The sequence below is a fragment of the Veillonella sp. KGMB01456 genome, from assembly GCF_023051165.1.
Classification (GTDB): Bacteria; Bacillota; Negativicutes; order Veillonellales; family Veillonellaceae; genus Veillonella_A.
The window spans coordinates 1-24,117 of record NZ_JALKIG010000034.1 but is presented as its reverse complement, the minus strand read 5'-3'; the positions used below and the strand labels follow the sequence as shown (position 1 = coordinate 24,117).

Here is a 24,117-nt window from a genome sequence, read left to right as displayed (position 1 = left end):
CACAGGAACAATATTGTGTCTTATTTATTTGTCGCATTTGATTATACTATGAACCTTGTATATTTTCTTTAAAATTTAAGTAAAAATTTCGTAAAAACACTTATGCTCCAATTATAGTACCACAGATTTATAAAATGCTCTAGAGAATTTATCTTTAAAAATCAATTAGTTTGAAATTTTACGATTTTTTATTATTATAATAATAACTTTCAATTATTGATATCACTTCAGACAGCAAAAAGGCCTCCCATGATGTCTTTTCAACATCATCGGAGGCCTTACTATTACTTAAATCACTTATTCAAATTTATACTATACAGTCTATCACCTAGAACTTCCACGACATACCGCCGTTAATTTCCCAAGCATTTGAATAGGAGCCGCTAAACTTGCGTTCAAATTCGAACCAGAGACTTCTATCATGGCTTAATTCAGCCTGTAACCCGACACCTAAATCATACCAAGTTTCTTTGCCGTCACGATTGTAATCAATGCGTTCTAAACCGTCAGCGGATATAAAGGTAATACCGCCGTCACCGGCAAATTCATGGAATACATCGCCTTTAATGTACCACGATGTTTTATCATCAATATTACGGCCCAAACGGAAACCTAAGCGGCTGATAAAACTGTTCACGCTGTCCAATTGATGATTGATGCCGTCATTGCTGATGTACGATTTACTATTCATATGGGTGTATTGTAACTGCGCCTGAGGTTCAAGATACCAACCGTTTTTAAGGTTGAAGTTACGGCCATATTCTACACTGCCCTGTTGATACCAAGTACCAAAGGAGCTCCGTGATTCATCGCCATTCACTAAGAATGTACGACTATCACCGTTTAATTTGCCGACACGAGCTACCACATCCAGATAATGGCCATTATTACCTAACCAAGTATGATAGAACGATCCGGTGTAACGGTTATATTCGTTCCGTCCATCAGTGAACGATGCATTGCTGCGAAGATATGTAAACGATGCCCCTTGATGAATCGTACTGCCATCATCACGAGATATTACATAATCTTTGCCTACTTCAAAACGATTGCTGTGGCCGGAATAAGCGTCACGGCCATAGCGATTATACGACGTGCGAGCCCAAATACCGTCTGCATCAGCATTGGTATTCATGTACCGTGCTTCACCCATGCGTTTATTCAACGTATCCACTTCGGTTGTAAGATCATACATAATTTGCGAGTTGATACGACCACTCGGAACAATCGGACTTTCTGTATACTCTACGGTGCCAAAGAACCAATCCGTTATAGTATCTGTAGCTGCTCTAGCCGTTACTGTAGTCATATCCGCGGCACTATCCAAATCTGTTGTCGTATCGATTGTAGTATCGGTATCAGTTGTTGCACTCGTATCCGTTACATTCGTTGTTTCAGAAGTTAAGCCGATAATATAATCATATAAGCCGCCTTTTGCTACATTACGCTGTGTAATCCAGCTTGTGAAAACCGCATCACTATTCGTCAGCGTAGCAAAATACAAACGGTCATTTATCTCCATATTTTCTAAATGCATCAGTGATCGCTCGCTTAACAACGTGAAAGTACCGGTAGCACTTTCGGTAGCGGTAATATAATCGCTGTTATCCGTTTTTTCTTTTAATCCGCCATTGCTGTTCCAGTCGAGATCCATAAGAACCAACCCGTCACCGTTTCCGGATAAATTATTTGCGGTAAGACTCGTACCTGTATGTGTGTAATCACTCATATTAAGAAAGGAGCTATTTTCTAACTTCGTCAACGAGCTGTCACCGGTTACTCGCCACACAGCACCATTTTGTAACGCTATATTGATAGCCGGCGCTTCTTCGATATATGGATTTTCCCAATCATCTTCATCGCCCCAATTATCCTCATCATCGGTACTATCCGATTCATCGGCATCATAGGTTACATAATTATCTAACTCTTCATCATCTCCATACTCTTCTTCGTCATCAATGACATACACCTTGTCGATGTTTTGTATTTTCGTGGTGCCTGTAAACGATGAGCTAGGCGTATCAAAGAGTATATCAATCTGTCCATTAAGGGCTTGCATATTACCCTTTACATTCTTATCTACGTCAGTAGCAAGTGCCTGGATACGACCGGCAGACTCAGTATAGAGCGCGTTGTCTTTAGCATTAATAACAAGACCTTTATTAAAAACAATGTCACTGTTATATTTTGCTTCAGCCCCTGTTTCAACCCCATCAATTGCAACGTCGTCATTAAAACTAATCTTTGAAAGATCTTCGGCCCATGGATCTACATCAGATTCCGTCGATGCACCAATACCGACACCATATATGAAAGTTTCGCCATTAAAATTAATTTTCCCGGTACCTAGCGATTTAGCTCCAATACCGGCACCGTCTATGAGAGTTTCACCATTAAAATTAATATTCCCATAATAATCTGCATAGGCTGCCGTGGCCCCTTCATTTTCTACTGTAATTGTACCGGCCGTCAAATTAATGTTACCGTTCTGAACGCGAAGGCTTGCCTGAGAGCGCTCATCTGTTGTTCCCGTGGAATGCAAGTAAATAGAGTCTCCCGCATTTAAAGTAATATCACCACTTTCTGCATAGAGCATTGTATGTGGCACACCGATAGCTAAATTTATGTTCTTATCGGCTTGTAATTCAACCTTACTACCCCCGCGATAGGCTACAAGCATACTAGTCTTATGCGGGTATTTCTCTGAAAAGGCAGACATGTCTCTTCCTTCAGCTACCCAATCAATTTCATTCGCTTTTAAGAGTGCCTGCGAACCATACGTGGTTGACACCAGTTGCTGCGTATTACCTGTAATAGCTTGTGCCTGTAACTGGATATTTGCCTTATTTTCTGCCGACACAACAGGCATATAACCCGGTACTTGTTCACGGAAATTAATATTACCCGCGGCGGTTACAACTGCGTGGCCCCCATATTCCAAACCAATTAAATACGCATACTGATTTCGATTAAAGTTAATATCATTACCTGCTGTTATCGTTGCCTCAGCATTATTAGCAAAATACAAAATCGGTAGTCCCTGGACAGCCGCAATATCACTATAGGTATGATTAAAGTTAACATTATGATCTGCTTCCAATTGAATCTTAGCACCATAATATGCACTGAGTGTGTTGGCCCTTGCATAATTATTAAATACTAAATCATTGCCGGCGTGCATAGATAATGTATTCTTATTCCCCACAACAAGCATTGGATTATCTTCAAAAACTTCACTCTTATTAAAAGTAATATTATTGGCTTCATAATTGATAGTACTGCCATTACCTCTTGTAGCAATTACCAAATTATGACGATCAACTGTACTTTCAATAGTGTCAGCATTGTGAAAATTGATATTAGTATTATCCTTTGTTATATAGATACCAGCCGACTTAGCATCTATGGCTAAGGAATGACCGTTCATATCTAAATCTAAACTGCTGTTTTCACTTTTACCGCTATATATAATAATAGAACTAGCATTCTCTGTACTTTGAGAACTAATAGTAACATCGGATAGTGCCGTAACTTTTTGTTCACCGTCAAGTCTATATAAGATATTTCCTGCCGGAAGGTCATAATTACCTTCAATGGTATCACCGGTCAGCGGATAATCCGCTGCCATAGCACCCCCTATATAAGTTGTGCTCAATAAAGCTCCCAATACCAATACACGCAATAATCGTTTGTTTCCCTTTTTACCCCTCATGTATACCACCCCGTTTTTAAAACATCTATCTCCACACCTAATTTTTCACAATCCCCTTAAAATCTATATGTTTTATCCGAACTGCCATATATGTAAATCACCCCCCTAAATACATATATTTGTATACTTATTATATAATTATTTTAATAAGTTGTCAGTAATCAACTTAATTTACAGATAGAAAAAATCATCATATACTCATAATTAAAAATGAATTGAAAATTTATAATCTATTCATCTAAAATAATTCGTTGAAATATTTTATTTTCTTAGCATTTTCCATCACCATGCAAAATCCAAATATTTATTAAATTACCAACATATTATATAATTAAATAAATACTTTTCACTAAAAGGAGTCCATCATGGCAAAAAATAAGAAAAATTCAAAGGCCCCTACCGAATCAGCTGCTCCGGAATATGCTACACATGACGCAAGAGCTGCCCTAGAGTCTCGCTATGAATCCTATTTAAAGTCAATTGGCAAAGAAAATATTTCCCAATTAGATAATGATGAACGACTGGAAATGCTTTTAAACTTTTTTAAGTCAGATTACAGTCAACCGGAAACTGGTATTTCAAGTATGGATATTATTTCACCTAATTTCGGCGAAAACAATATAAATAATCCTACTAAACGACTAACTAAGGCTAACGCTCAAACGAGTGACGACTATCTCGAGCTGGCTAAGCAAACACCGGCCCCTAATATTCGCTTACGTTATTTGCGAAAAGCACTCGAACTTGACCCGCTCAACTTTGATGCCACCTCTATACTAATTAATTTAAAAGATTTATCTCCGGAAGAATTAGTTAAAGAATATAGTAAAGCCTATGAAGATGCTAAAAATACCCTCGCTAAAGAAGGCTATATGACACAAGATTGCATCGGAGATTTTTGGCTTATTTTAGAAACACGCCCTTTTATGCGCCTTATGTATAACTATATGATTGCCTTAATTAATACTAACCGCTTACATGATGCGATAGAGCTTTTGAAGGAAGCGTTGACTTTTAACACCTCCGATAATTTAGGCTTACGCTATGACCTCATGCATATATATGTCAAATTACAGCGCTTTGATGACGCTTTAAAACTACATGCACAATATAAAAAAGACGAGCGTTTATCTATGCTCTTACCGCTCTCGGTACTTTATTACACAACAAGGAACTATACTAAATCACGTAATATACTGAAAAAACTAGCCGCCTCAAAGCAATTTTGTGATGTCTTTACTCTTATAAATAGTTATGGATTAGATTATGCCGTAGAAGAAGCTATACCTTCTATGCTACCGGATGCCTATGAAGAAATAGCCGCTAAAGAACTATTAATGACTTTAGAAAACGGCTCATACCTCTATCGAGATTGTCAAAGCTATTTTGAATGGGCTTATGAAGAGTTGGAAGCGTTAGATTTATAAAACAATAAAACTCATTTACTTTTTAATAGATATAAATTTCAAGTGCCGGTACGCCCATCGACGTACCGGCACTGTTTTAACTTTAAATAATATAACTCGATTAAATAATCCAATATCTTACTATTTCTTGGGTGTACTAAAAAAGAAACAACTCCCAAATCAATGCGCTTGATTCCTCCGTCTACTTTTACCATGCTTAATATAGATAACTTGTGCTAAATTGCACTATAAAATTAATCAATCATTTTCATTATAAAAATCAGCATATCTTACTAGTAATAGAATCACCAGACACAATAAATAACAATATCGTCCTGTTTCAAAATCATATTCTTCAACTAATCCATGAGCAATATTATTTCTTATATTTCCCCCTAAAGATTGACACAGTAAGCATTGAAATTGCCAAAAAATTGATTTATTATTGTCTTCAGAATTTTTAATTAAATAATTTAATATATCCCATAACGTATATTCTTCAGTTCGACCATCTTTATCAATCTTATATGTTAAGCCATATTGTTCCTGTGCAATATATCGAAATAAGTTTTCTAATTGTAAAACTAAAACTTGATATCCTGTACACAATTCTCCTTGAAATATTAAAAACAGCACATTTCGAAAAATCTTATTCCTAGTTGCTGGGACTATTTCATTATGTCTTATTAGAAAATCAAAACTATATTCACTAAATATAAAAGTATCTTTTATATATGAATAGATATGTTTTAAATAACAACCAGCAACATCTGCATATCTCATAACCATATGATCTACATGATTTCTCAAATTAGTACTATTATTTTCATAGTCAGAAGACATTAGTGGCATAAATATATCAGTAGATTGCCCTCTATCATTAATAATACTACATGGAAACGTATCACTTATAAATCCGGAAGATTTACAGTCTTTTACCATATTTTTTACTATATCAAAGTCTAGATATTTAATAAACTTTAAGGAATAAAATATTATTTCTATAAAATTTAATTTTTTCAAATCCTCTTCTATCGTATTGAGAGAAATGTTAGAGTCAATACTTATCTCTATTATTTTCATATTATTCACTTTGTTTATTTGTACCAGCATCAATTTCTGCTTCAGTTCATTTGCCTTTTTCCGGTTCTTACAACGAGTATAAGAGTCTATTGCGTTTATTAAAAATCGCTCTTGCTTAAAATAATCCTTATCTGGAATAAAGTTAAACAATTTTTCAAAATATTCTGCATAGTCTTTTTCAATACTTATGATTAAATTTGAATCACCTAGTTTATTAGCCCATTTTCTTTTTAAAATAAAAATCTTTTCATTAATATGCTCATTTTCACCTCTTATACTTACATTATTATTAAGAAATTCTAATGCCTCGTAATATGAAATAAAGTGTTCTGCTGATAAAATGTCTAAAATTGATAGTGTTATATATATTGAGGTATTATTTTCATTATGAAATATAATATTATGTAGAATTTTAAATATTGTATTGAGTTTTTTTCTATTATTTATTTCTTTTGCCAAAGCGATAGCATATGTCGAAACCTCTAAAACAGATTCATCAAAATTTATTTCACGCTCTAAATGAATAAGATAATAATCAAGTGCTTTATCAGCAGCCTTATAGTCTCTTTGATCCAGCCAAATACACTCCCAAATATAAGCACTAAAGTACGGCAAAAAATTGTCAAAATTTAATTTTTCTAAACATTCCAATTCAGACTTAACAAGAAAACAATTATTAACTCTTACTAAACTTTCATCTAAAAAAATATTTAATTTACGCTTCTTATTTTCTTCAATTATTAATAATCCACATATCTTTTGTAATATCTTAAGAGCTTTTTTCTCTCCAATATTTTCTAACTCTACGTCCTTTAAGTTTACTATTGGCCAGTATCTTAAATTTCCTGTATTTAATTTAACTTGATTAATCAGTTCATAAATATTCACTTCATCATTCCTTAATATATAATTAGTTGAAAATTAGTGTGCTACTTTTTTATAAATTGATTTAATATTTTCAAGAAAAGCGTCTTACATTCTTCTAATGAAATATCGCCTCTAATTAAATTAGTTATAGCCATTATACTTTCTGCGTTATCCTCAATTATTAAATATAATTTTGCATTATCTATTACTTTCTCAAAGGTCATATTATTCCAATTCTGTGAAGTAGAAATTGATACGCCAGTATCAATTAATGTAGTAGAAATCGAGTAACCTGCTGGTATCTTTTTCGCTTTTTGCATATTATGCTCTACAATTATTTCCTGTAAAATGATTTTATATTTCTTATTAAGAAAATCTAAATCCTCTTTAATGGCAATAAAAACTCCTTTACCATACTCTTTAACTTCCTCATAGCTTGGAAAGTGCCCGTGATGGATAACACGATTTCTAAGATTCCGTAATTCACCAGTTAATAAATACGGCTTTCTACCTTCATTATTAAAGTACTCGTTTTCAAATAATTCCAACTGAGCTCCACTTTTTTTTCGTACTGCATTCCACTTATCATCCTTTGATTCATGATTAAATCTACATATAACTTCAATGTAAAACTCATAATATTTTTCTAGTGCTGCGGCATAATTTAATATAGCTGCACTATAATTTTTCTTCAGCAAGTTATAAGTTGCATTAAAAAATAAAATTTCAAAAACTTCAGCTTGCATAATTATTGCAAGTTTATGACCTTTAGAACATTCTACAATATAAACTCCATCATCATTAAGTGTAAAATCTTTAATAATAATGTTAGGCGGTGTTGTATCACATTGATAACAAGCTGTCATTAAATACATATTCTACTCCTATTTCTAATAAAAAATAAATTATTTATTAATTATTTATTCTTCAATTTAATCAATTATTCCTCTCCATATGCTATTTTTTCTTATTTCTTTTTATTATCAAAATTTTATGCTTATAGGACAAAAGGGCCTCGCACAAGTACAGTTAATACTGTATATAGCAAAAGCCCTTCTATTTTAATATATAATTTTTTATTTTACTTCTATACCATTAGTTTGTATAGTTCTTACTTTATAATAGGCAGCCATACCCTTATTTAACCAAAAATCATTTTGTGATTTTGGTTTTAAATCTTCCAAACCATGAGCCGCACTATATCGATTCATAACCTGTACCGGATTAACATAAATGTCTTTTTCGCCACGGGATATGGCCGTTTGAATAATCTGCTCATTTACAGCGACTTGTCTATTATAATCTATCGTACTTTCAACAGCCGATCTATATTCTCTCCCAAAGGATGCAAGCATAATAACACTCAACGTTGCAATCAAAGCAGTTTTATTAAAACCTACATACGCTTCATTTCTGATAAAGTCAGCTATTAATATACCCGTAGCAATAATAAAGAGAATCGTACCACTAAAGACGATACGTGACCCAAAACCACCTACGGCCGACATGGCAATAGCACAAAGAAAAGTACCAACAAGATAAATTAGTGAGCTTTGTTTATCCGTTTTCTTCAACAAGAAATACAATATCACGAATATAAGAACTAAGAACAAAGTCTTTTCATAATCAATCAATCTTAGTGCATTTTGTGGGATTCGCCCGATAACTTTAAGAAATGCTCCTTGATGGCCTTCGGCTTCATAACGAATAAAATTACCCGGTGCAAACCACATTGCTGCACTACCTGCTAGAGTACCAAGGAGGCCCCAAATACTAAATTGAGGAATTAAATTATATTTCTTTTTATACTGCCACATATAGCAGAGAATAAATCCAATAATTCCTACCGAAAAATTTTCATTGGCCCAACCGGAGAAAATCCCTAAGATAAATAAAAGAATATACAAGAAATAGTTTCTGAAAGTTTCACGGTTGCCATCATATAACCTATAAAACAACATGAAAATTAACGGAATAATAATTGTCCACAAATAATTACCGGCACCGGTTAACCACAAAATATTCTGACCAAAAGCCGGTAAAAATACCCAAATGGAAAAGTTAATATAAATGAGAATTGACAAAGACCAATACTTAGCCTTTGTAATGTGAGCATAAACCAGCAATAGCAGTACAACGTAGATGAACGAGTTAGCCACATTGAATATGGATTTTGGCATGCTTAAAAATAATAAGGAGAAAAATTCGCCCCATACACGGCCACTCCAAGTGAGATAGTATTTCTCTAAGGCTTGATACATATCCCCCACGGAATGAATTTTCACTGCTGCCGCATACTTTAAATAATCGTTCACAACAAACCCAGTCAGGCTATTTAGTTTGAACATCAAAATAAAAATGCCAACCAATAATCCTACAAATGCTATTTTTGTTGCCACCGGTGACTTTAAATACTTATACAAAACAATTTCATCCTTCCCTCAATACACTATACTCCACTAATTATATCTTCCCGCCATTGGTGGTTATCCAAATACCATTGTATCGTTTTTTTGATTCCGTTGGCAAACTTCGTTTCCGGTAACCATCCCAACTCAGTATAAATCTTAGTCGGATCAATGGCATAGCGCAAATCATGTCCTTTACGATCAGCAACATAGGTAATTAAGTCTTCCGATTTACCTAACTCTTTGCAAATCAATTTTACTATATTAATATTAGCCATTTCATTATGTCCACCAATATTATATACTTCCCCTTCACGGCCTTTATGAATAACCAAATCTATAGCTCTGCAATGATCTTCTACATAAAGCCAATCACGAACATTTTGGCCGTTACCATATACAGGTAACTGTTGATTATTTAAAGCATTAACAATCATAAGCGGAATTAACTTCTCTGGGTATTGATAGGGTCCATAGTTATTGGAACAACGAGAAATCGTCACCGGAAGTCCATAGGTTCTAAAATAGGACAATACCAATAAATCAGCTGCAGCCTTAGAGCTACTATATGGCGAGCTTGGATGTAATGGCGTTGTTTCCGTAAATAGCAAATCCGGTCTATCCAATGGCAAATCACCATATACCTCATCCGTCGAAACTTGATGATAACGTTTAATGCCGTATTTGAGACACGCATCCATCAATACGTCTGTCCCCAAGATATTTGTTTCTAAAAAAATACCGGGATTATTGATAGATCGATCTACATGTGATTCAGCTGCAAAATTAACAATCATATCAGGTTTTTCTTCTTCAAACAACTGATTAATAGCTTTTCTATCACAAATATCTGCTTTAACAAATCTGAAGTTTGGATTAGTCATTACACTCGTCAATGTAGAAAGATTGCCGGCATAGGTTAGCTTGTCTACACAAATAATACGATACGAAGGATAGGTCTTCAGCATATAAAATATGAAGTTTGAGCCAATAAAACCAGCACCGCCAGTGACTAGGACTTTCACATTAGAACTCCTCAGACGTAACTTTAATCAATACTTATCTAAAATTATCTTTTTAGCAATCCACAAACAAACACCAATATAAATAATCGTAGTCCCAAATAAATCTAAAAAAAATCTCTCATCAATTGACGATAAAAATAATGGATACGAAATAGTCGCATATATTATTAGTGATGTAATCTTGATACTATTATTATATTTCAAATAATTATAGTAATAACTATAAAATACCCCTAATAACCACATAACTCCTAACATACCGATTATCCCAAAAGCCTTAATATATCTCCATTCTGCAGTATAAACATTAGTATCAATACCTTCAAAATTAACAAACGGCAAAAATATCTCTACTTCTGGTAAGTTAAACCCTAAGAAATTAAGATTCCTATAAACACTAACCAATAAATTAGAACCAATTAAAGAATTCTCTACTGGTATCTGATGATATATAACATCAAAAGCTGGAACAGATAAGCCTAAATAATGCGATAAAATTATAAAAGGTGTTCTAGTACTACTAGCAACCTTTCCAGATAAATACCCCATTATCAAGAAAAAGGCTATGGCCATAATCCCTAGTATGCCAAGAATAATAATTGATTTTATACCGGCCTCTAGCTTAAATTGATTCTTCTTCAAATAAAGAAAATTTCCAATTACCACAACAAATATAACAAATGACATCATTGCCATACGCCCGGTTGTAAATATCATAAAAGGAATATAAGCTAAAACTGGCACAAGTAAAATTAGATTTATATTTGACCATTTAAAAAATATTAAATTGCTTAAAAATGCATATATATATACTGAAGCAATCGCTAGAGAAATATATTGTCGATAATTCATCCAGCGACTCAACATAACTTGCTCAGCTTCAATTGCTGGTCTTACAGTTTTTATAATATTAAATATACCATCTGTATTTCCAAGTAATACAGATAAGTGATAAATTTCACGAAAACTAAACATCGCCAAAATACTCATTATCAAAAAAGAAAAGAAAATTAATTTATTAGCTTTATAATATTTAACAGTCAAAATTGGCGAAATCGGTTGTCTATAAAAAGCAATCTTACAAGCAGCTAAATTACCGCAAGCAAATGATAAAATGGCCATAAATAATACTATTGTACTTGACATTGAAAACTGTAATTGCCAACGATCTATGTTTAATGCAGCCAATATAGAGCTTAATAACATAGTCATACTCATTAAAATACCAGGTTGAAGTACATCCCCTTTAAAAAAGTATATTAAACCTATTGTTAAAATCAATAATAATGCAGATAAAATATACAAAAATCCTGGATCAACCATTTTTTTCATTCCTTATCGAAATTAAAAATACTATCACCACTCCAATAATAGTTCCTAAAACAGCGCCTATAATTCCATACTTTATTATTATAATATTTTTATCATTTGCTAATAGTTTTGGTTCTAATGTATATGTACTTACTTCTTTAAATTGACTTTGTGGGGTTATCTGATTAATCCTCGACTCAGCAAAAGAAATATATTCGTCTAAATATTTAGTTCCATATAATTTTATATATTCATAATCTTTTGCATCATCTGCACTTAATGTGAAAATAAACTGAATAACCCCCGAATGAATATCAACAACATGAATATGTTTCTGCAACCATTCAACCTTCTGAATTTCAGTTAGCTTATCCCAATCGCTATTAATTTTTTTATAATCAAATCTATTTTCTGATTGTTTCAAAAATAAATCAATTTCACTATAACTCTTTAAAAATGTACCATAGTCAAGAGAATTATTAAACATTAATGGCTGATTATACTCAATTTTTATAGTTTTTTCAGTATGAAATCGTGTACTTTGAATAACATAGTCTGTAAAAAAAGTTTTTTCAATTACTAAACCTAATGAAAAAATAATTGCTAATAGAATGATGTAAATAAACTTACTTTTTAGTGTATCAATAAAAACTCCAAATTTTACACTTTGCATCATGACCTCCTAAATTTTTTATTAAATCTCTTTTAATACATTATTTTTAAAAACATATCCCAAAATAGCAAATGTAATTACCCCTTCAACAATTACCATTATTATAGCAACACCCTCACCAAGCCAATAAGGAGCTATACAAAACATCAATATGATATCTAAAATAGCCCCCAACACAAGAATATTGCTAAAGATCTTTTGATAGCCATAATTTAACAAAACTTGAATTCCAAAGACATTACTTATTGATATTATCATAGGTAATAATGCTAATATTTGTAAAATTTCTACACTTGACTGATATCCTTCACCAAATAATAGCTGTACTACATAAGGTGCCAAAAAGATTAAAGATATACTTCCTATCAAACAGCCACCGATATAAACTTTTCCATACAGTTTTATAAAATTCAAAAAATTATTTTTACCCTCTTGAATTTTTTTACTGGCATAAGGATACACCGCTTGATTAACAGTAAACATAACACCTTTAATGCTATCTATTAATTTATTAGCCGCACTAAAATATCCCACTATAGTGTCATTAGAAAAAATACCTAATAAGACTATATTACTAGTTGTATATATGTTTATAGCAATAGTAGAAAGAAAAATATGCCAACCATCATTCATAGTTTTTATTACACCTTTAAACGTTGGCTTTATAAACACAAAACTATATTGTCTTACTATAATTATATACGAAAGTATCCCTGCGAGGATTAATGTACTAGACTGAAATAAAGCCGCTAACAAATAATCATCCTGGTTTCGAACAAACAAAAAAACCAAAATAACAGTTGCCAACCTAGCTATTATATTGACAATTGTTATATATCTCATTTGTTGAATTCCCTGAAAAAACCATGTAGGGAAAATAAAATTACCTAATGCTAATAAAAAAACACTCCAGTACAAATAAGCATCAAACTTTATTGCCATAAAATCAATGATCAAAATAGAAAAAAAAGAAAATAAAGCTGTTAAAAGAAGAAGTAATGCCTTACAAGTCATAATATTAATAAAAATATCTGCAATTTGCTTCTTTTCAATTACTCTTGCAATATCTCTAGGTCCAGTCATATTAAAGCCGTAATCTACAATAATAATACAATATTGAACTATGCCTTGCATAAAAGCAATCGCACCAAATTTTTCAACGCCTAATACTCGAACTAAATAAGGTAATAATATAAAATTCAATATGTATTCTGCACCTTTTAAACTTACCAATGAAAAAATATTTTCAAACAACTTATTTATTTTCATAGTTCAATCTCTTAATAATATTTATTTATATTTCTTATACAAATAGTAAAATTTAAAAATCAATTTCATCAAATATCGGTTTTTAATTTTCTCTATAATAGCCCCAGACAACCATGGACTATTCTTAATAGAATTTATAGAGTCTTCAAAAGATGAGGCTTTTGAACTTAAAATTAATGGTCGTAACTCATCAAGAATCACCCTATAATCTTTCCATATTTTTATATCTTCTAGAGTTGGTGTAATTGCAAAGTTTTTAAAGTTTTGCAGAGCTATATTAGTACTAATATCTTCATCAAAAAATTGATTCATACTAGATTCAAAAAATGACAATGCCCCCCTCTGCAATTCTTGAATATAATATTTTTCGTCAACTTTCCCGTCTCCAATATACTCGAAGTCAGCTAATATTGGTTCCACTTTATTATCTATAACTTGATAACCTTTAACGCTCCCATGCGGAGCAGTGAGAAATATTTCTAAAAACATATAACAAAAACGCAATAGGACCTTATACGGCTTGGTTTTATTACCTGAGTCAAAAAATATGTTTCTAGTTGTATTTTCCTCAATTGCAGAATGCAAATAAAAATAAAAAGGATTTACATCTAAATTCTCTTGTTTTAAATAATATTTTAATGCAAACTCAATGCTACAGCCGGCTCCCATGTCAATAATACCAACATTTCCATAAAATTGCTCTTGATGAAAATATGATTGAATAAGTATTGCCTGAGCCTTAGAATCACTGAATATCTGTTCTTTAATAAAATCAAACAAAGACTCTACTCGCTGATCAATTTTCAAAGTATCAATATTAAATCTATCTTGACGAGCCAATTTAAATTTGTCTAACACTACATCATCAACTGTAATGCAAAATCTATCTAACACATATTCTAATGTAAAAGATTTATCCCAAGATTTATAATGTTTTACCATATCGTCAAAAGATTTATCATATTGTAAAATCGGCCTTATTACAGACTTTCTTGAAATATAAAAATATTTTGAATCTATGTTAGGACAATATAAAGAAAAAGCTTTTTTCAAAATGTATCCATCTCGTGAAAAGAAGAAAACTTTTTTTAAATTTTTTTGCTCTACTTGTTGCGCTAACCACTTAGTAAAACCTAATAATAATGGACCAAAAACCTCATATCCTATTTTAAAAATATCATTTTCTTTAATCGGCATATTATTATTAATAAACCGATTTATCCAATTGTATGTAAAAATTTCCTGACTAAATAAACCCTCTTCATCATAATAAGTGGGAAATAATTCCCCTTCATCAATCAAAAATGCAGATAATCCTTGCATTTTTGCCTTTTTAAAGTCAGCATTTTTGTCATTACCAATATGAAGAACTTGAGATGGTAATAATCTTTCTTTTTCTAAAACCTTCTTAAATAGTAAACCCTGCTCCCATTTTGTAATCCGTTCATCACACGAAGAGTAAACTATTTTATGATGTAAATAATCGTTTTTCTCTAAAATTTTATTAATATCTGATGCACTAAAGTACATATCAGAAATAATGAGAATAGGTTTTTCTATGGACACGCAATAATTATAAATCTCTTGAAGTTCTTGATTCGCTGTACAAACAAGCAATTCTATTTCTAACTCCATTTTCTTTATTAAATTTTTCTCATTTTCACTATAATTATCATCAAAATTTTCATAAATTTCATCAATATTTACTTCTCGATAAGTGCATCTTTTTCTTGCATTAGCCTCAGCCGCAATTCGGGCATCGTATATCTTTTTTGATGTTCCTAACAACTTATTAACTTTACATTCTAGTAACCTAAATACATCTTTATTATTACCAAGATTTCTTTTTATCAAAGTATCAAACACATCAAATGATATAACATCATGTTTTGAAATTATTAATTTTAGTTTCTCAAGATCCATTTAATTTTTCTCTTTCAAGTAAAAACTCATTATCTTATTAACTTCTGTATCAATATCATAACCGGCTAAACTTAAATCTTTCGAAGTGTCTCTTCTAGTAACAGCACTCTTCTTTAATATTATATCTGCCCAAGTCTTTTTCTCTAATTTCTTATCGATAAAATAACACAAGCCATCTACTAGCTTTAATTCTTTGGTTATATTATCTGAAAAAAAACAAGGCAATCCGCAGGCTTGTGCTTCTACACCAACAACAGTAAGTCCTTCAAACCTTGAAGGCATTACAAAACAATCCATTGCCTGCATTAATTCAGCCACATCATGTCGTATCCCTAAAAATAAAACTGATTCTTCTAAATTTAATCTTTTTACTTGTTCTAAAGCTTTTTTATAATATGTGTCATCACCTACATAGTCACCTATTAATAATAATTTAGCTTCCACTCTTTTATTATGCACTTCATTGAATACATCAATCAAAAATTCGTGATCTTTTTGATACACAAATCTACCCACATGACCAACAACAAAGTCTTCATCATCAAATTTTAACTCAGAGCGTTTGATTTGTCTTACTTTATCATTAAAAACTAAATCTTTTGTATTAATAGCATTATGAATAACCGTAAATGGTTGTGTATTCCCAAACATCCACTGCCCAGCTAAATTCGAGCAAGCAAAGTAATCAGTTACACTCCACTTCATAAGAATTCGATTAAAGCTTATTAAAGCCCGTCTAATTTGACCAATCTTATTTTCAAAACCACCATTATGAGAGTGTATTATTCTCACCGGAATTCCCATTATTTTTCCTAGAAATAATGGAAAAATATATTCTAAACTATTAGTATTTAGTACAATCGCCTTATAGTTTTTTGATTCTTTGCGAAGTAGTTTTATCCATTGCCAATAATGTTTTAAAGGATTCTTATGACGGGAACAAACACCAAAAATCTTTGATCCGGCTTTTCTTATTTTATCGGCAAAGACAATATCATATTCATTGGTAATATTTACAAAATCATAAACTACTTTATTTCTATCTAAATGGTCAAATTGCTGCATTAAATATGTTTCAAGACCACCTATATTCCGAGTCATGCCAATTTGTAAAACTTTTACCGGCAATAAATCTTGATTCATTTTAATTATCCTTTAATTTTTGCAAATAAAAATGGAAATTGTCTTTTTATTAATCCAATCATCCGTACAAGCCACAACAACATAACTCCTTTTTCATCGCGCAACAAAAATATCATTAATTTCTGTTTCTCAGAAATGTTTATAAACTCAACACACTTAAAATAATTATATATTTTACTATCTCTAATTGACGTTAATAACTTTTGAATATTTTCATCTGATTCAATAGCTCGTTGTAGTGTAGAATATACAATCCGAGTATACATCCAAAACAACATACTCTTGGATTCATCATCCATATTTTCAAAACCATGAAAAAATGCTAAGAAACGCTCGATTTTCATTATATGTAGATTATAGTAATCATCGTTCTTTTGCGACGATAAACTATTAGACTCTGTTAATTTAATATAATGATATCCTGTATAGTCAATACATTTGAATATATTAACATATTCAAAATAGCGGATATTAAAGTCAAAATCTTCATTTACACGATATGAAGGATTTAGTTCAAGTCCATTTCCCTCTATTATTTCACGGCGATAAAAACCATTCCATAAATAGCCAAATAATGGCACTAACTCCATTTTTAAAATTTGCTTGGCAATTTCGTTTCGATCTCTATATTCATGAGTTAATAAACTTTGCACTTTAAAAAAATGATTTTTTGTATCTTTTTGAATATATTCTTCAATACAACCATACTTTAAACAATCTATATCGCACTCTCTCAAATGAATATATGCTGTTGCAAGTAAATCTTTATCAACATAATCATCACTATCGCAAAATGTTACATATTTTCCTTTAATATTTGATAAGCCATAATTTCTAGCTGCTGCGGCCCCGGCATTTTGCTGCATCTGATAAAGTTTAATTCGATTGTCTTTTTTTAAATAGGACTCACAAATATCATAACTATTATCTGTAGATTGATCATCAACTAAAATCAATTCAAAATTTGTATATGTTTGTTCCAATATACTTTCTATCGCCCTTTGCAAAAAAGGTACAGCATTATAAACTGGCATAATGACACTAAAAAACGGTTTATTAACTTCCATATAATACTTCTCCCTTGCATACAACGATAATCAAGTTACTATAATCTAAAATAGTGTTTAATTTCTTACTTTCCAAATACCTTACGTTTCAAAAAGCTACCGCCTTTTTTGAGCCAATTTTGTTTTTCCATAAAAGAAACATTTTGCTCTTTATAGTTAATCTGATTTTTTTCAATCCAAACATCGAGTAAAATTTCACTGACGAATCCAAAGATGCGAGATTCATATGGATTATAGTCGGAAATATCTACTCGTTTTTCCAATTCAAACAATATAGCAAATAGCCATTCACAATATTGATTGTATAAATCACGACGCATCACAAACATATTGAACATATGAGCCCAAGTGCGATTGCATACAGTTGCAAAAGCTTCTGAATATTCCGGATACATTTCAGCAATAATAGTTTCAGTTACATCTAACCCTTCACTATGATGGGCATGGTTATAATGCGAACGATTGCTTTCAATATAATACCGACGTTTATCGGCAACTACAACCGGATATTGCTCTAATAAAGTTTGCCATTGTTCGCTAGTTAAAACTTGCTGCTTCTTTTCTTCAATATTGCGAACTTCTTTATTGGTAAAATAGCGACGATAATGCACTAACCCCACATAATCCGCCTCTAAGTTTTTCCATGCCCAATAAAGTGCCGTTAATTCACAATAGTTAGGATTTTTAGCTGATATATTATCACCGGTATTATCACCAACATACCCTAAATCAGCTTTGCCTTCTCTACCTACATGTATAGGCATATATACTGAATCATTTGGCATCCAATACAATTTATGTGCTGCCACTAAAATTTTTATTTCCGCCACTTACTTCAATTCCTTTTCTACTAAACGCAATGCACTTGCAATCACTTTATCCATATCATAATATACATATTCAGCTAAACGACCACCGAATATAACATTTTTTTCTTCTTTAGCTTTTGAAGCATATTTCGCATATAAATCATAGTTCTTTTCATTATTGACAGGATAATAGGCTTCCTCTCCTACTTTCCAGTCAGCAGGATACTCTTTAGTTACATAAGAAACAGGTTGTGTGCCAAATTCAAAATGTTTATGTTCAATTATACGAGTGTATGGTACATCAGCTGCTGTATAGTTAACTACTGCTACGCCCTGATAATTATCTGTTTCTATTTTTTCCGTTTCAAAACGCAAACCACGATATTCCAATTGACCAAATTCATAGTTATAGTATTCATCAATCGGTCCTGTATAGATAATTTTATCCGCTAAGGCTGTTAACTCTTCACGATTTTTAATAAAATCGATACCTAAGCGTACTTCAATACCTTCTAACATATTTTCAATTAGTTTGGTATAACCACCTTCAGGAATCCCCTGATAGCGATCATTGAAGTAATTATTATCGTATGTATAGCGAACCGGCAAGCGTTTAATAATAAACGACGGAATCTCTGTACAAGGTCGCCCCCATTGCTTTTCGGTGTAACCTTTGATTAGCTTTTCATAGATATCGGTGCCAACTAAACTGATAGCCTGTTCTTCCAAGTTTTTTGGTTCATCAGTAATTACGGCTCTCTGTTTTTCAATAATAGCTTTAGCTTCAGCTGGAGTAGAGATACCCCACATTTTACTAAATGTATTCATATTAAACGGCAGATTGTACATTTCACCTTTATAGTTGGCTACCGGAGAGTTTACATAGTTATTAAAAGTGGCAAATTGATTCACATAATCCCACACATGTTTCATCGAAGTATGGAAGATATGAGCACCATATACATGAATATTAATACCATCCTTATTTTCGCAATACATATTACCGCCAATATGATTACGACGATCGATAACTAATACCTTTTTACCACGTTTATGTGCTTCATGCGCAAATACAGAACCGAAAGGACCTGCACCAACTACTAAATAATCGTACTTCATTCGCATCACTCCTCTACTAATAAGCACCTTTGCGTTGTAATACGGCTGTTACGGTTTTTACTAAATATACAATGTCAATCCAAACTGACCAATTATGTACATACCACGAATCCATCTGAACACGTTCATCATAAGTAGTATCACTACGGCCGCTAACTTGCCAAACACCGGTAATTCCCGGTGGCACTAAGTAGAAATCTTGTATATATTCACCATATTTCTCTACTTCAGCCTGAACAATCGGCCTTGGTCCTACTAAGCTCATTTCCCCTTTTAAAACATTGAGCAACTGTGGTAATTCATCAAGACTTGTTTTACGTAAAAAGTGACCGATTTTAGTAATACGTGGATCGTTTTTCAATTTAAAATCTCGATTCCACTCTTCCTGTGCTTCCGGATTATCTTTTAAATATTCCTGCAAGGCTTCTTCAGCATTTACTACCATCGAACGGAACTTATAACAAGGAAACTCCTTGCCATGTTGCCCCACACGTCGATGTGCAAATAAAATTGGACCGGGATCGGATATATAAATAAAGGCAGCTATGATAAGTCCAATAGGAAGGAAAACTATCATCCCGGCTAAGGTTAAAACAGTATCAAATACTCGTTTTAAGAATCGATAATATGGTCTGGCCAAGTTGTTTTTTACATTAACCAAAAGCATATTTTCTTCCATTAAGCCTTGAACTGACACATTCGCTACCGGTAACCCGATTAATTCCGGCACAAACGATACATTTTTGATTAAAATTTCCAACCGATTAACTAAAGTGATTAGTTTATCCGGTGGCAATCCCGGAGCGCAGACGATTACATGCTGAATCTTAGTCTTAGCCACAATTTCATCAATATCGCAAAAACCACCCAATAATAGATATTGTTCGATTAAATTCTTACAAACCGGATTATCATCAATAAAGCCGACTATTTCATAGCACATAATCGGATGGCGGTCAAAAGACTGTAAGACAAGTTCTGCCGTCTTGCCGGCGCCAATAATAATAACCGGAATTTTAAGAACGCCCTTAGCTATTAAAACGCGTTCTAAAATATAGCGTCCCAATAATAATGTTATAAAGGTCAATACCCAAGATCCTATAATAAATAATCGCGACACATCACCTGCCACATTAGCTGCATACATAAGAAATACAGTGAGCAAGACGCTATAAGAAACGGCCTTAAATAAGTTTCTAACACGTTCCCAATACGGCAAAGCAATTTCATAACAATGGCACACAAACATCATGAATAGAAATAATGCCGGTGCAATTAAATAAATATATATGCTACGAATATGAAATGTATCAGATACAGGTGGAAACATCCACATTTTTCTTGCTTCAAAGGAAAGCGAAAGGCCTGAAACAATCATAAAATAATCAATAATAAACAAACATAAAGGCAATACATACGTGGTATTACGTTTTAATAATGGGATTGAATCTTTCATCGCAGTAAATCCTTTCAATAAACTTTTTATTATATAATAATAGGTTATTAATTGTTTAATACAAGGATTTAAAACTTATCTAAATCTAACGTTTTTAAATATTCGGTTAATGCTTCCCCAACTTGTTCATTACGAAGTCCATATTCAATCATAGCTTGCAAATAACCAAATCGGTTACCGATATCATAACGTTTACCTTCATAAGCTAAAGCAAATACATCTTCATCCAGCTGTGCAATCGCATCGGTTAATTGTAATTCATTGCCGGCACCAACCGGAATATTTTCCAAACAATCAAAGATTTTTGGTGACAATATATAGCGTCCCAAAACCGCAATATTTGACGGTGCTAACTCTTTTTGTGGTTTTTCTACTAAACCTTCTACTTTATATACGGTATCAGTAATCGGAGTCCCCGCCACGATTCCATAAGAACTAACCATATTCTCCGGCACTCGTTGTACTCCCAACACGGTTCCGCCATAGGTATTATATGTATCAATTAACTGTTTTAGGCATGGGTATTCCGGATTGTATACCACATCGTCACCCAACAAAACGGCAAATGGTTCACCGGCACAAAAGGCTTTAGCACATAATACGGCATCCCCCAAGCCACGCGGTGCTTTTTGGCGAATAAAATGCACACGAATATCAGCCAAGCGGCGTACCATGGCCAACTGTTTCTTTTTCCTCTGCTGTTGTAATAACTGTTCCAATTCAACACTCGTATCAAAGTGATCTTCAATAGCCCGTTTATTTCGTCCCGTAATAATAAGAATTTCTTCAATACCGGAATCAACCGCTTCTTCAATAATATATTGAATGGCCGGAGTATCCACAATAGGCAACATTTCTTTTGGCTGCGCCTTTGTTGCCGGTAAAAAACGAGTACCAAATCCTGCTGCCGGAATAACGGCTTTTCTCACACTTTTCATACTACACCTCAATAACTAACGACTCAACTTGATTTTTATAATACACAAAATAAATAAGTAGAAAAAATTAATTTATCCGTTTATATTTCCTTTTATTATAACATTTTACATAAATCATAACCACCCGTAGAACGGGTGGTTTGCTCTGACCCTATAAGGGTCTTTCTCTAGTGATTGCCCTCTAAAGAGGGCTTTGAGTAATCTGACAACCACTCTATTATCACTGGCTGACCCCTGATATGCTCCCTTTTAGGTAGACACAAGAAATAATAAAATCTTGTGTTACTTGAAAGGGAGTATTTTTATGCCCAAGTCAAAAATCTGTGCAGAAGAAAAAATAAAAACCGTAGAAAATATCCTTGAAGGAAAAGAGTCCATGTCCACAGCTGCTAAGAGGTTAGGAATTGATTGGACTACCGTTAGGGCTTGGATTATCAGTTATAAAAGCAATGGGCTCGATGCATTTACACATGTAAAAAATAAGCATTATTCTGCTAAAGAAAAAATAGAAGCCGTAATAGCTTATCTAAGCGGAGAAGGATCCTTGAATTCTATTAGCCAAAGATTTGGATTACGGTCAAACATGCAACTACGAGATTGGATTAAGAGGTATAATAGTCATGAAGAATTAAAAACATCCGGAACAGGAGGATGTTTTACCATGACAAAAGGCCGAAAAACAACATTCGATGAGCGTGTTGAAATAGTACAGTATTGCATATCTCACAACCATAATTACACAGAAACAGCAGCAAAATACAATATTTCTTACCAACAGGCTCGCAGTTATACAGTAAAATATGAATCCGGTGGGCTAGACGCATTACAAGATAATCGCGGAAAAAGAAAAGCACTAGATAGTCTTACTGAAGTAGAACGATTACGCACTGAACTTAAGATGGAACGTGCTCGCCGAATGAGGGCTGAAATGGAGGCATCTTTCTTAAAAAAATTAGACGAAATAGAGAGGAGGCGGGGCTAAGCCAAGTAAAATATTTTCATATTTATTTGGCGATAAAAGAAGAACACGAAGAGCATCACTATGCCATTTCAGCTTTATGTAAACTAGGTAACGTAACTAGAGCTGCTTATTACAAATGGTTACATAGACAAACGCCTATAAAAGAGCGAGAAAACATAATGATTGCGGAAAAGATAGAGGCCATTCACTCAGAAAGTCCCGATAAGGGATACCGTAGAATTCGAGATGACTTGGATCGCTACTATGACATACAGGTTAATGATAAGCGAGTACTACGAATTTGCCGGATACAAAATATTAAATCTACCATTAAGTATTGCAATAAGGGATGCACTCGACATGCGGCAAGACCACAATATGTAGCAGAAAACATTCTTAATAGAGACTTTACTGCTACAGCCCCTAATGAAAAATGGCTTACAGATGTTACTGAATTTAAATATTACTTGGGCAATGAAGTTCATAAAGTATACCTTAGTGCAATTCTTGATTTATATGATCGTAGAATTGTTTCATTTGCAATCCGAGACAGAAATGACAATATATTGGTATTTGATACCTTTACCCATGCCGTAACTTCTAATCCAGATGCACATCCATTATTCCATAGTGACAGAGGATACCAATATACTAGTCGAATGTTCCATGCAAAGTTAATTGCGGCAGGAATGAAGCATAGTATGTCTAGAGTAGGAAAATGTATTGATAATGGCCCTATGGAAGGGTTTTGGGGTATCTTAAAACGCGAACGATACTATGGGCGTCACTTCACAGATAAAGAGTCTTTGGTTAAAATGATTGAAAACTATATTGAATATTACAATACTAAACGATTACAAAGAAAGCTCGGTGTTTTAACACCTATGGAAAAACATGCTAAATATTGGTTAGCAGCATGAAAAAACTGCCACCGGAAACCGGTG

General features: G+C 32.9%; 18 protein-coding genes. 3 read left to right on the top strand and 15 right to left on the bottom strand.

Annotated features, from left to right (window positions below):
• Positions 1-328: 328 nt before the first annotated feature.
• Positions 329-3,715: an autotransporter outer membrane beta-barrel domain-containing protein gene (locus MXE28_RS09000; protein WP_021840945.1), complete on the bottom strand. Its 3,387-nt coding sequence runs from the start codon at positions 3,713-3,715 to the stop codon at positions 329-331.
• Between the two features lie 365 nt (positions 3,716-4,080).
• Here MXE28_RS09000 and MXE28_RS08995 point away from each other — a divergent pair, with 365 nt between their 5' ends.
• On the top strand, positions 4,081-5,142 hold the full coding sequence (locus tag MXE28_RS08995; protein ID WP_021840946.1) for a tetratricopeptide repeat protein: 1,062 nt from the start codon (positions 4,081-4,083) through the stop codon (positions 5,140-5,142).
• A gap of 237 nt (positions 5,143-5,379) precedes the next feature.
• Here the strand turns inward: MXE28_RS08995 and MXE28_RS11655 are convergent, their stop codons facing one another.
• The 14 genes from MXE28_RS11655 to galU form a co-directional block, all read right to left on the bottom strand.
• Positions 5,380-7,092: a DUF4209 domain-containing protein gene (locus tag MXE28_RS11655; protein WP_021840947.1), complete on the bottom strand. Its 1,713-nt coding sequence runs from the start codon at positions 7,090-7,092 to the stop codon at positions 5,380-5,382.
• Positions 7,093-7,133: 41 nt separating this feature from the next.
• Positions 7,134-7,946, bottom strand: a complete 813-nt coding sequence (locus tag MXE28_RS08985) for a hypothetical protein (protein WP_156705931.1) — start codon at positions 7,944-7,946, stop codon at positions 7,134-7,136.
• A 201-nt stretch (positions 7,947-8,147) separates the two neighbouring features.
• Positions 8,148-9,494, bottom strand: coding sequence for a DUF6056 family protein (locus tag MXE28_RS08980; protein ID WP_247240059.1), 1,347 nt, complete (start codon positions 9,492-9,494; stop codon positions 8,148-8,150).
• 26 nt (positions 9,495-9,520) lie between these two features.
• The gene (gene rfbB, locus MXE28_RS08975; RefSeq protein ID WP_021840951.1) at positions 9,521-10,504 is read right to left on the bottom strand and encodes a dTDP-glucose 4,6-dehydratase; all 984 of its coding nucleotides are present in this window, start codon (positions 10,502-10,504) and stop codon (positions 9,521-9,523) included.
• 27 nt (positions 10,505-10,531) lie between these two features.
• A complete protein-coding gene (locus MXE28_RS08970; RefSeq protein ID WP_021840952.1) occupies positions 10,532-11,827 on the bottom strand; it encodes an O-antigen polymerase in 1,296 nt (431 codons plus the stop codon).
• Positions 11,820-12,488 (bottom strand): hypothetical protein, encoded by a 669-nt coding sequence (locus MXE28_RS08965; RefSeq protein WP_021840953.1) that lies wholly within the window; start codon positions 12,486-12,488, stop codon positions 11,820-11,822. The genes MXE28_RS08970 and MXE28_RS08965 overlap by 8 nt, the downstream gene beginning before the upstream one ends.
• Positions 12,489-12,509: 21 nt before the next feature.
• A complete protein-coding gene (locus tag MXE28_RS08960; protein ID WP_156705919.1) occupies positions 12,510-13,757 on the bottom strand; it encodes a flippase in 1,248 nt (415 codons plus the stop codon).
• A 21-nt stretch (positions 13,758-13,778) separates the two neighbouring features.
• Positions 13,779-15,680, bottom strand: a complete 1,902-nt coding sequence (locus MXE28_RS08955; RefSeq protein WP_021840955.1) for a hypothetical protein — start codon at positions 15,678-15,680, stop codon at positions 13,779-13,781.
• Complete coding sequence (locus MXE28_RS08950; protein WP_021840956.1) at positions 15,681-16,823, bottom strand: glycosyltransferase; 1,143 nt, start codon at positions 16,821-16,823, stop codon at positions 15,681-15,683.
• Between the two features lie 5 nt (positions 16,824-16,828).
• On the bottom strand, positions 16,829-17,890 hold the full coding sequence (locus MXE28_RS08945; RefSeq protein ID WP_226974518.1) for a glycosyltransferase family 2 protein: 1,062 nt from the start codon (positions 17,888-17,890) through the stop codon (positions 16,829-16,831).
• A 65-nt stretch (positions 17,891-17,955) separates the two neighbouring features.
• Positions 17,956-18,720 (bottom strand): DUF4422 domain-containing protein, encoded by a 765-nt coding sequence (locus MXE28_RS08940; protein ID WP_226974519.1) that lies wholly within the window; start codon positions 18,718-18,720, stop codon positions 17,956-17,958.
• A complete protein-coding gene (glf, locus tag MXE28_RS08935) occupies positions 18,721-19,818 on the bottom strand; it encodes a UDP-galactopyranose mutase (RefSeq protein WP_021840959.1) in 1,098 nt (365 codons plus the stop codon).
• A 16-nt stretch (positions 19,819-19,834) separates the two neighbouring features.
• Positions 19,835-21,274, bottom strand: a complete 1,440-nt coding sequence (wbaP, locus tag MXE28_RS08930) for an undecaprenyl-phosphate galactose phosphotransferase WbaP (protein ID WP_021840960.1) — start codon at positions 21,272-21,274, stop codon at positions 19,835-19,837.
• A gap of 68 nt (positions 21,275-21,342) precedes the next feature.
• A complete protein-coding gene (gene galU / locus MXE28_RS08925) occupies positions 21,343-22,212 on the bottom strand; it encodes a UTP--glucose-1-phosphate uridylyltransferase GalU (RefSeq protein ID WP_021840961.1) in 870 nt (289 codons plus the stop codon).
• A 304-nt stretch (positions 22,213-22,516) separates the two neighbouring features.
• On the opposite strand from galU, the gene MXE28_RS08920 reads away from it, so the two are divergent.
• Positions 22,517-23,194 carry a transposase gene (locus MXE28_RS08920; protein ID WP_247240058.1) on the top strand — a complete coding sequence of 226 codons (678 nt, stop codon included), beginning with the start codon at positions 22,517-22,519 and terminating at the stop codon, positions 23,192-23,194.
• Between the two features lie 26 nt (positions 23,195-23,220).
• Positions 23,221-24,093: an IS3 family transposase gene (locus MXE28_RS08915; protein ID WP_247240057.1), complete on the top strand. Its 873-nt coding sequence runs from the start codon at positions 23,221-23,223 to the stop codon at positions 24,091-24,093.
• Positions 24,094-24,117: the final 24 nt, after the last annotated feature.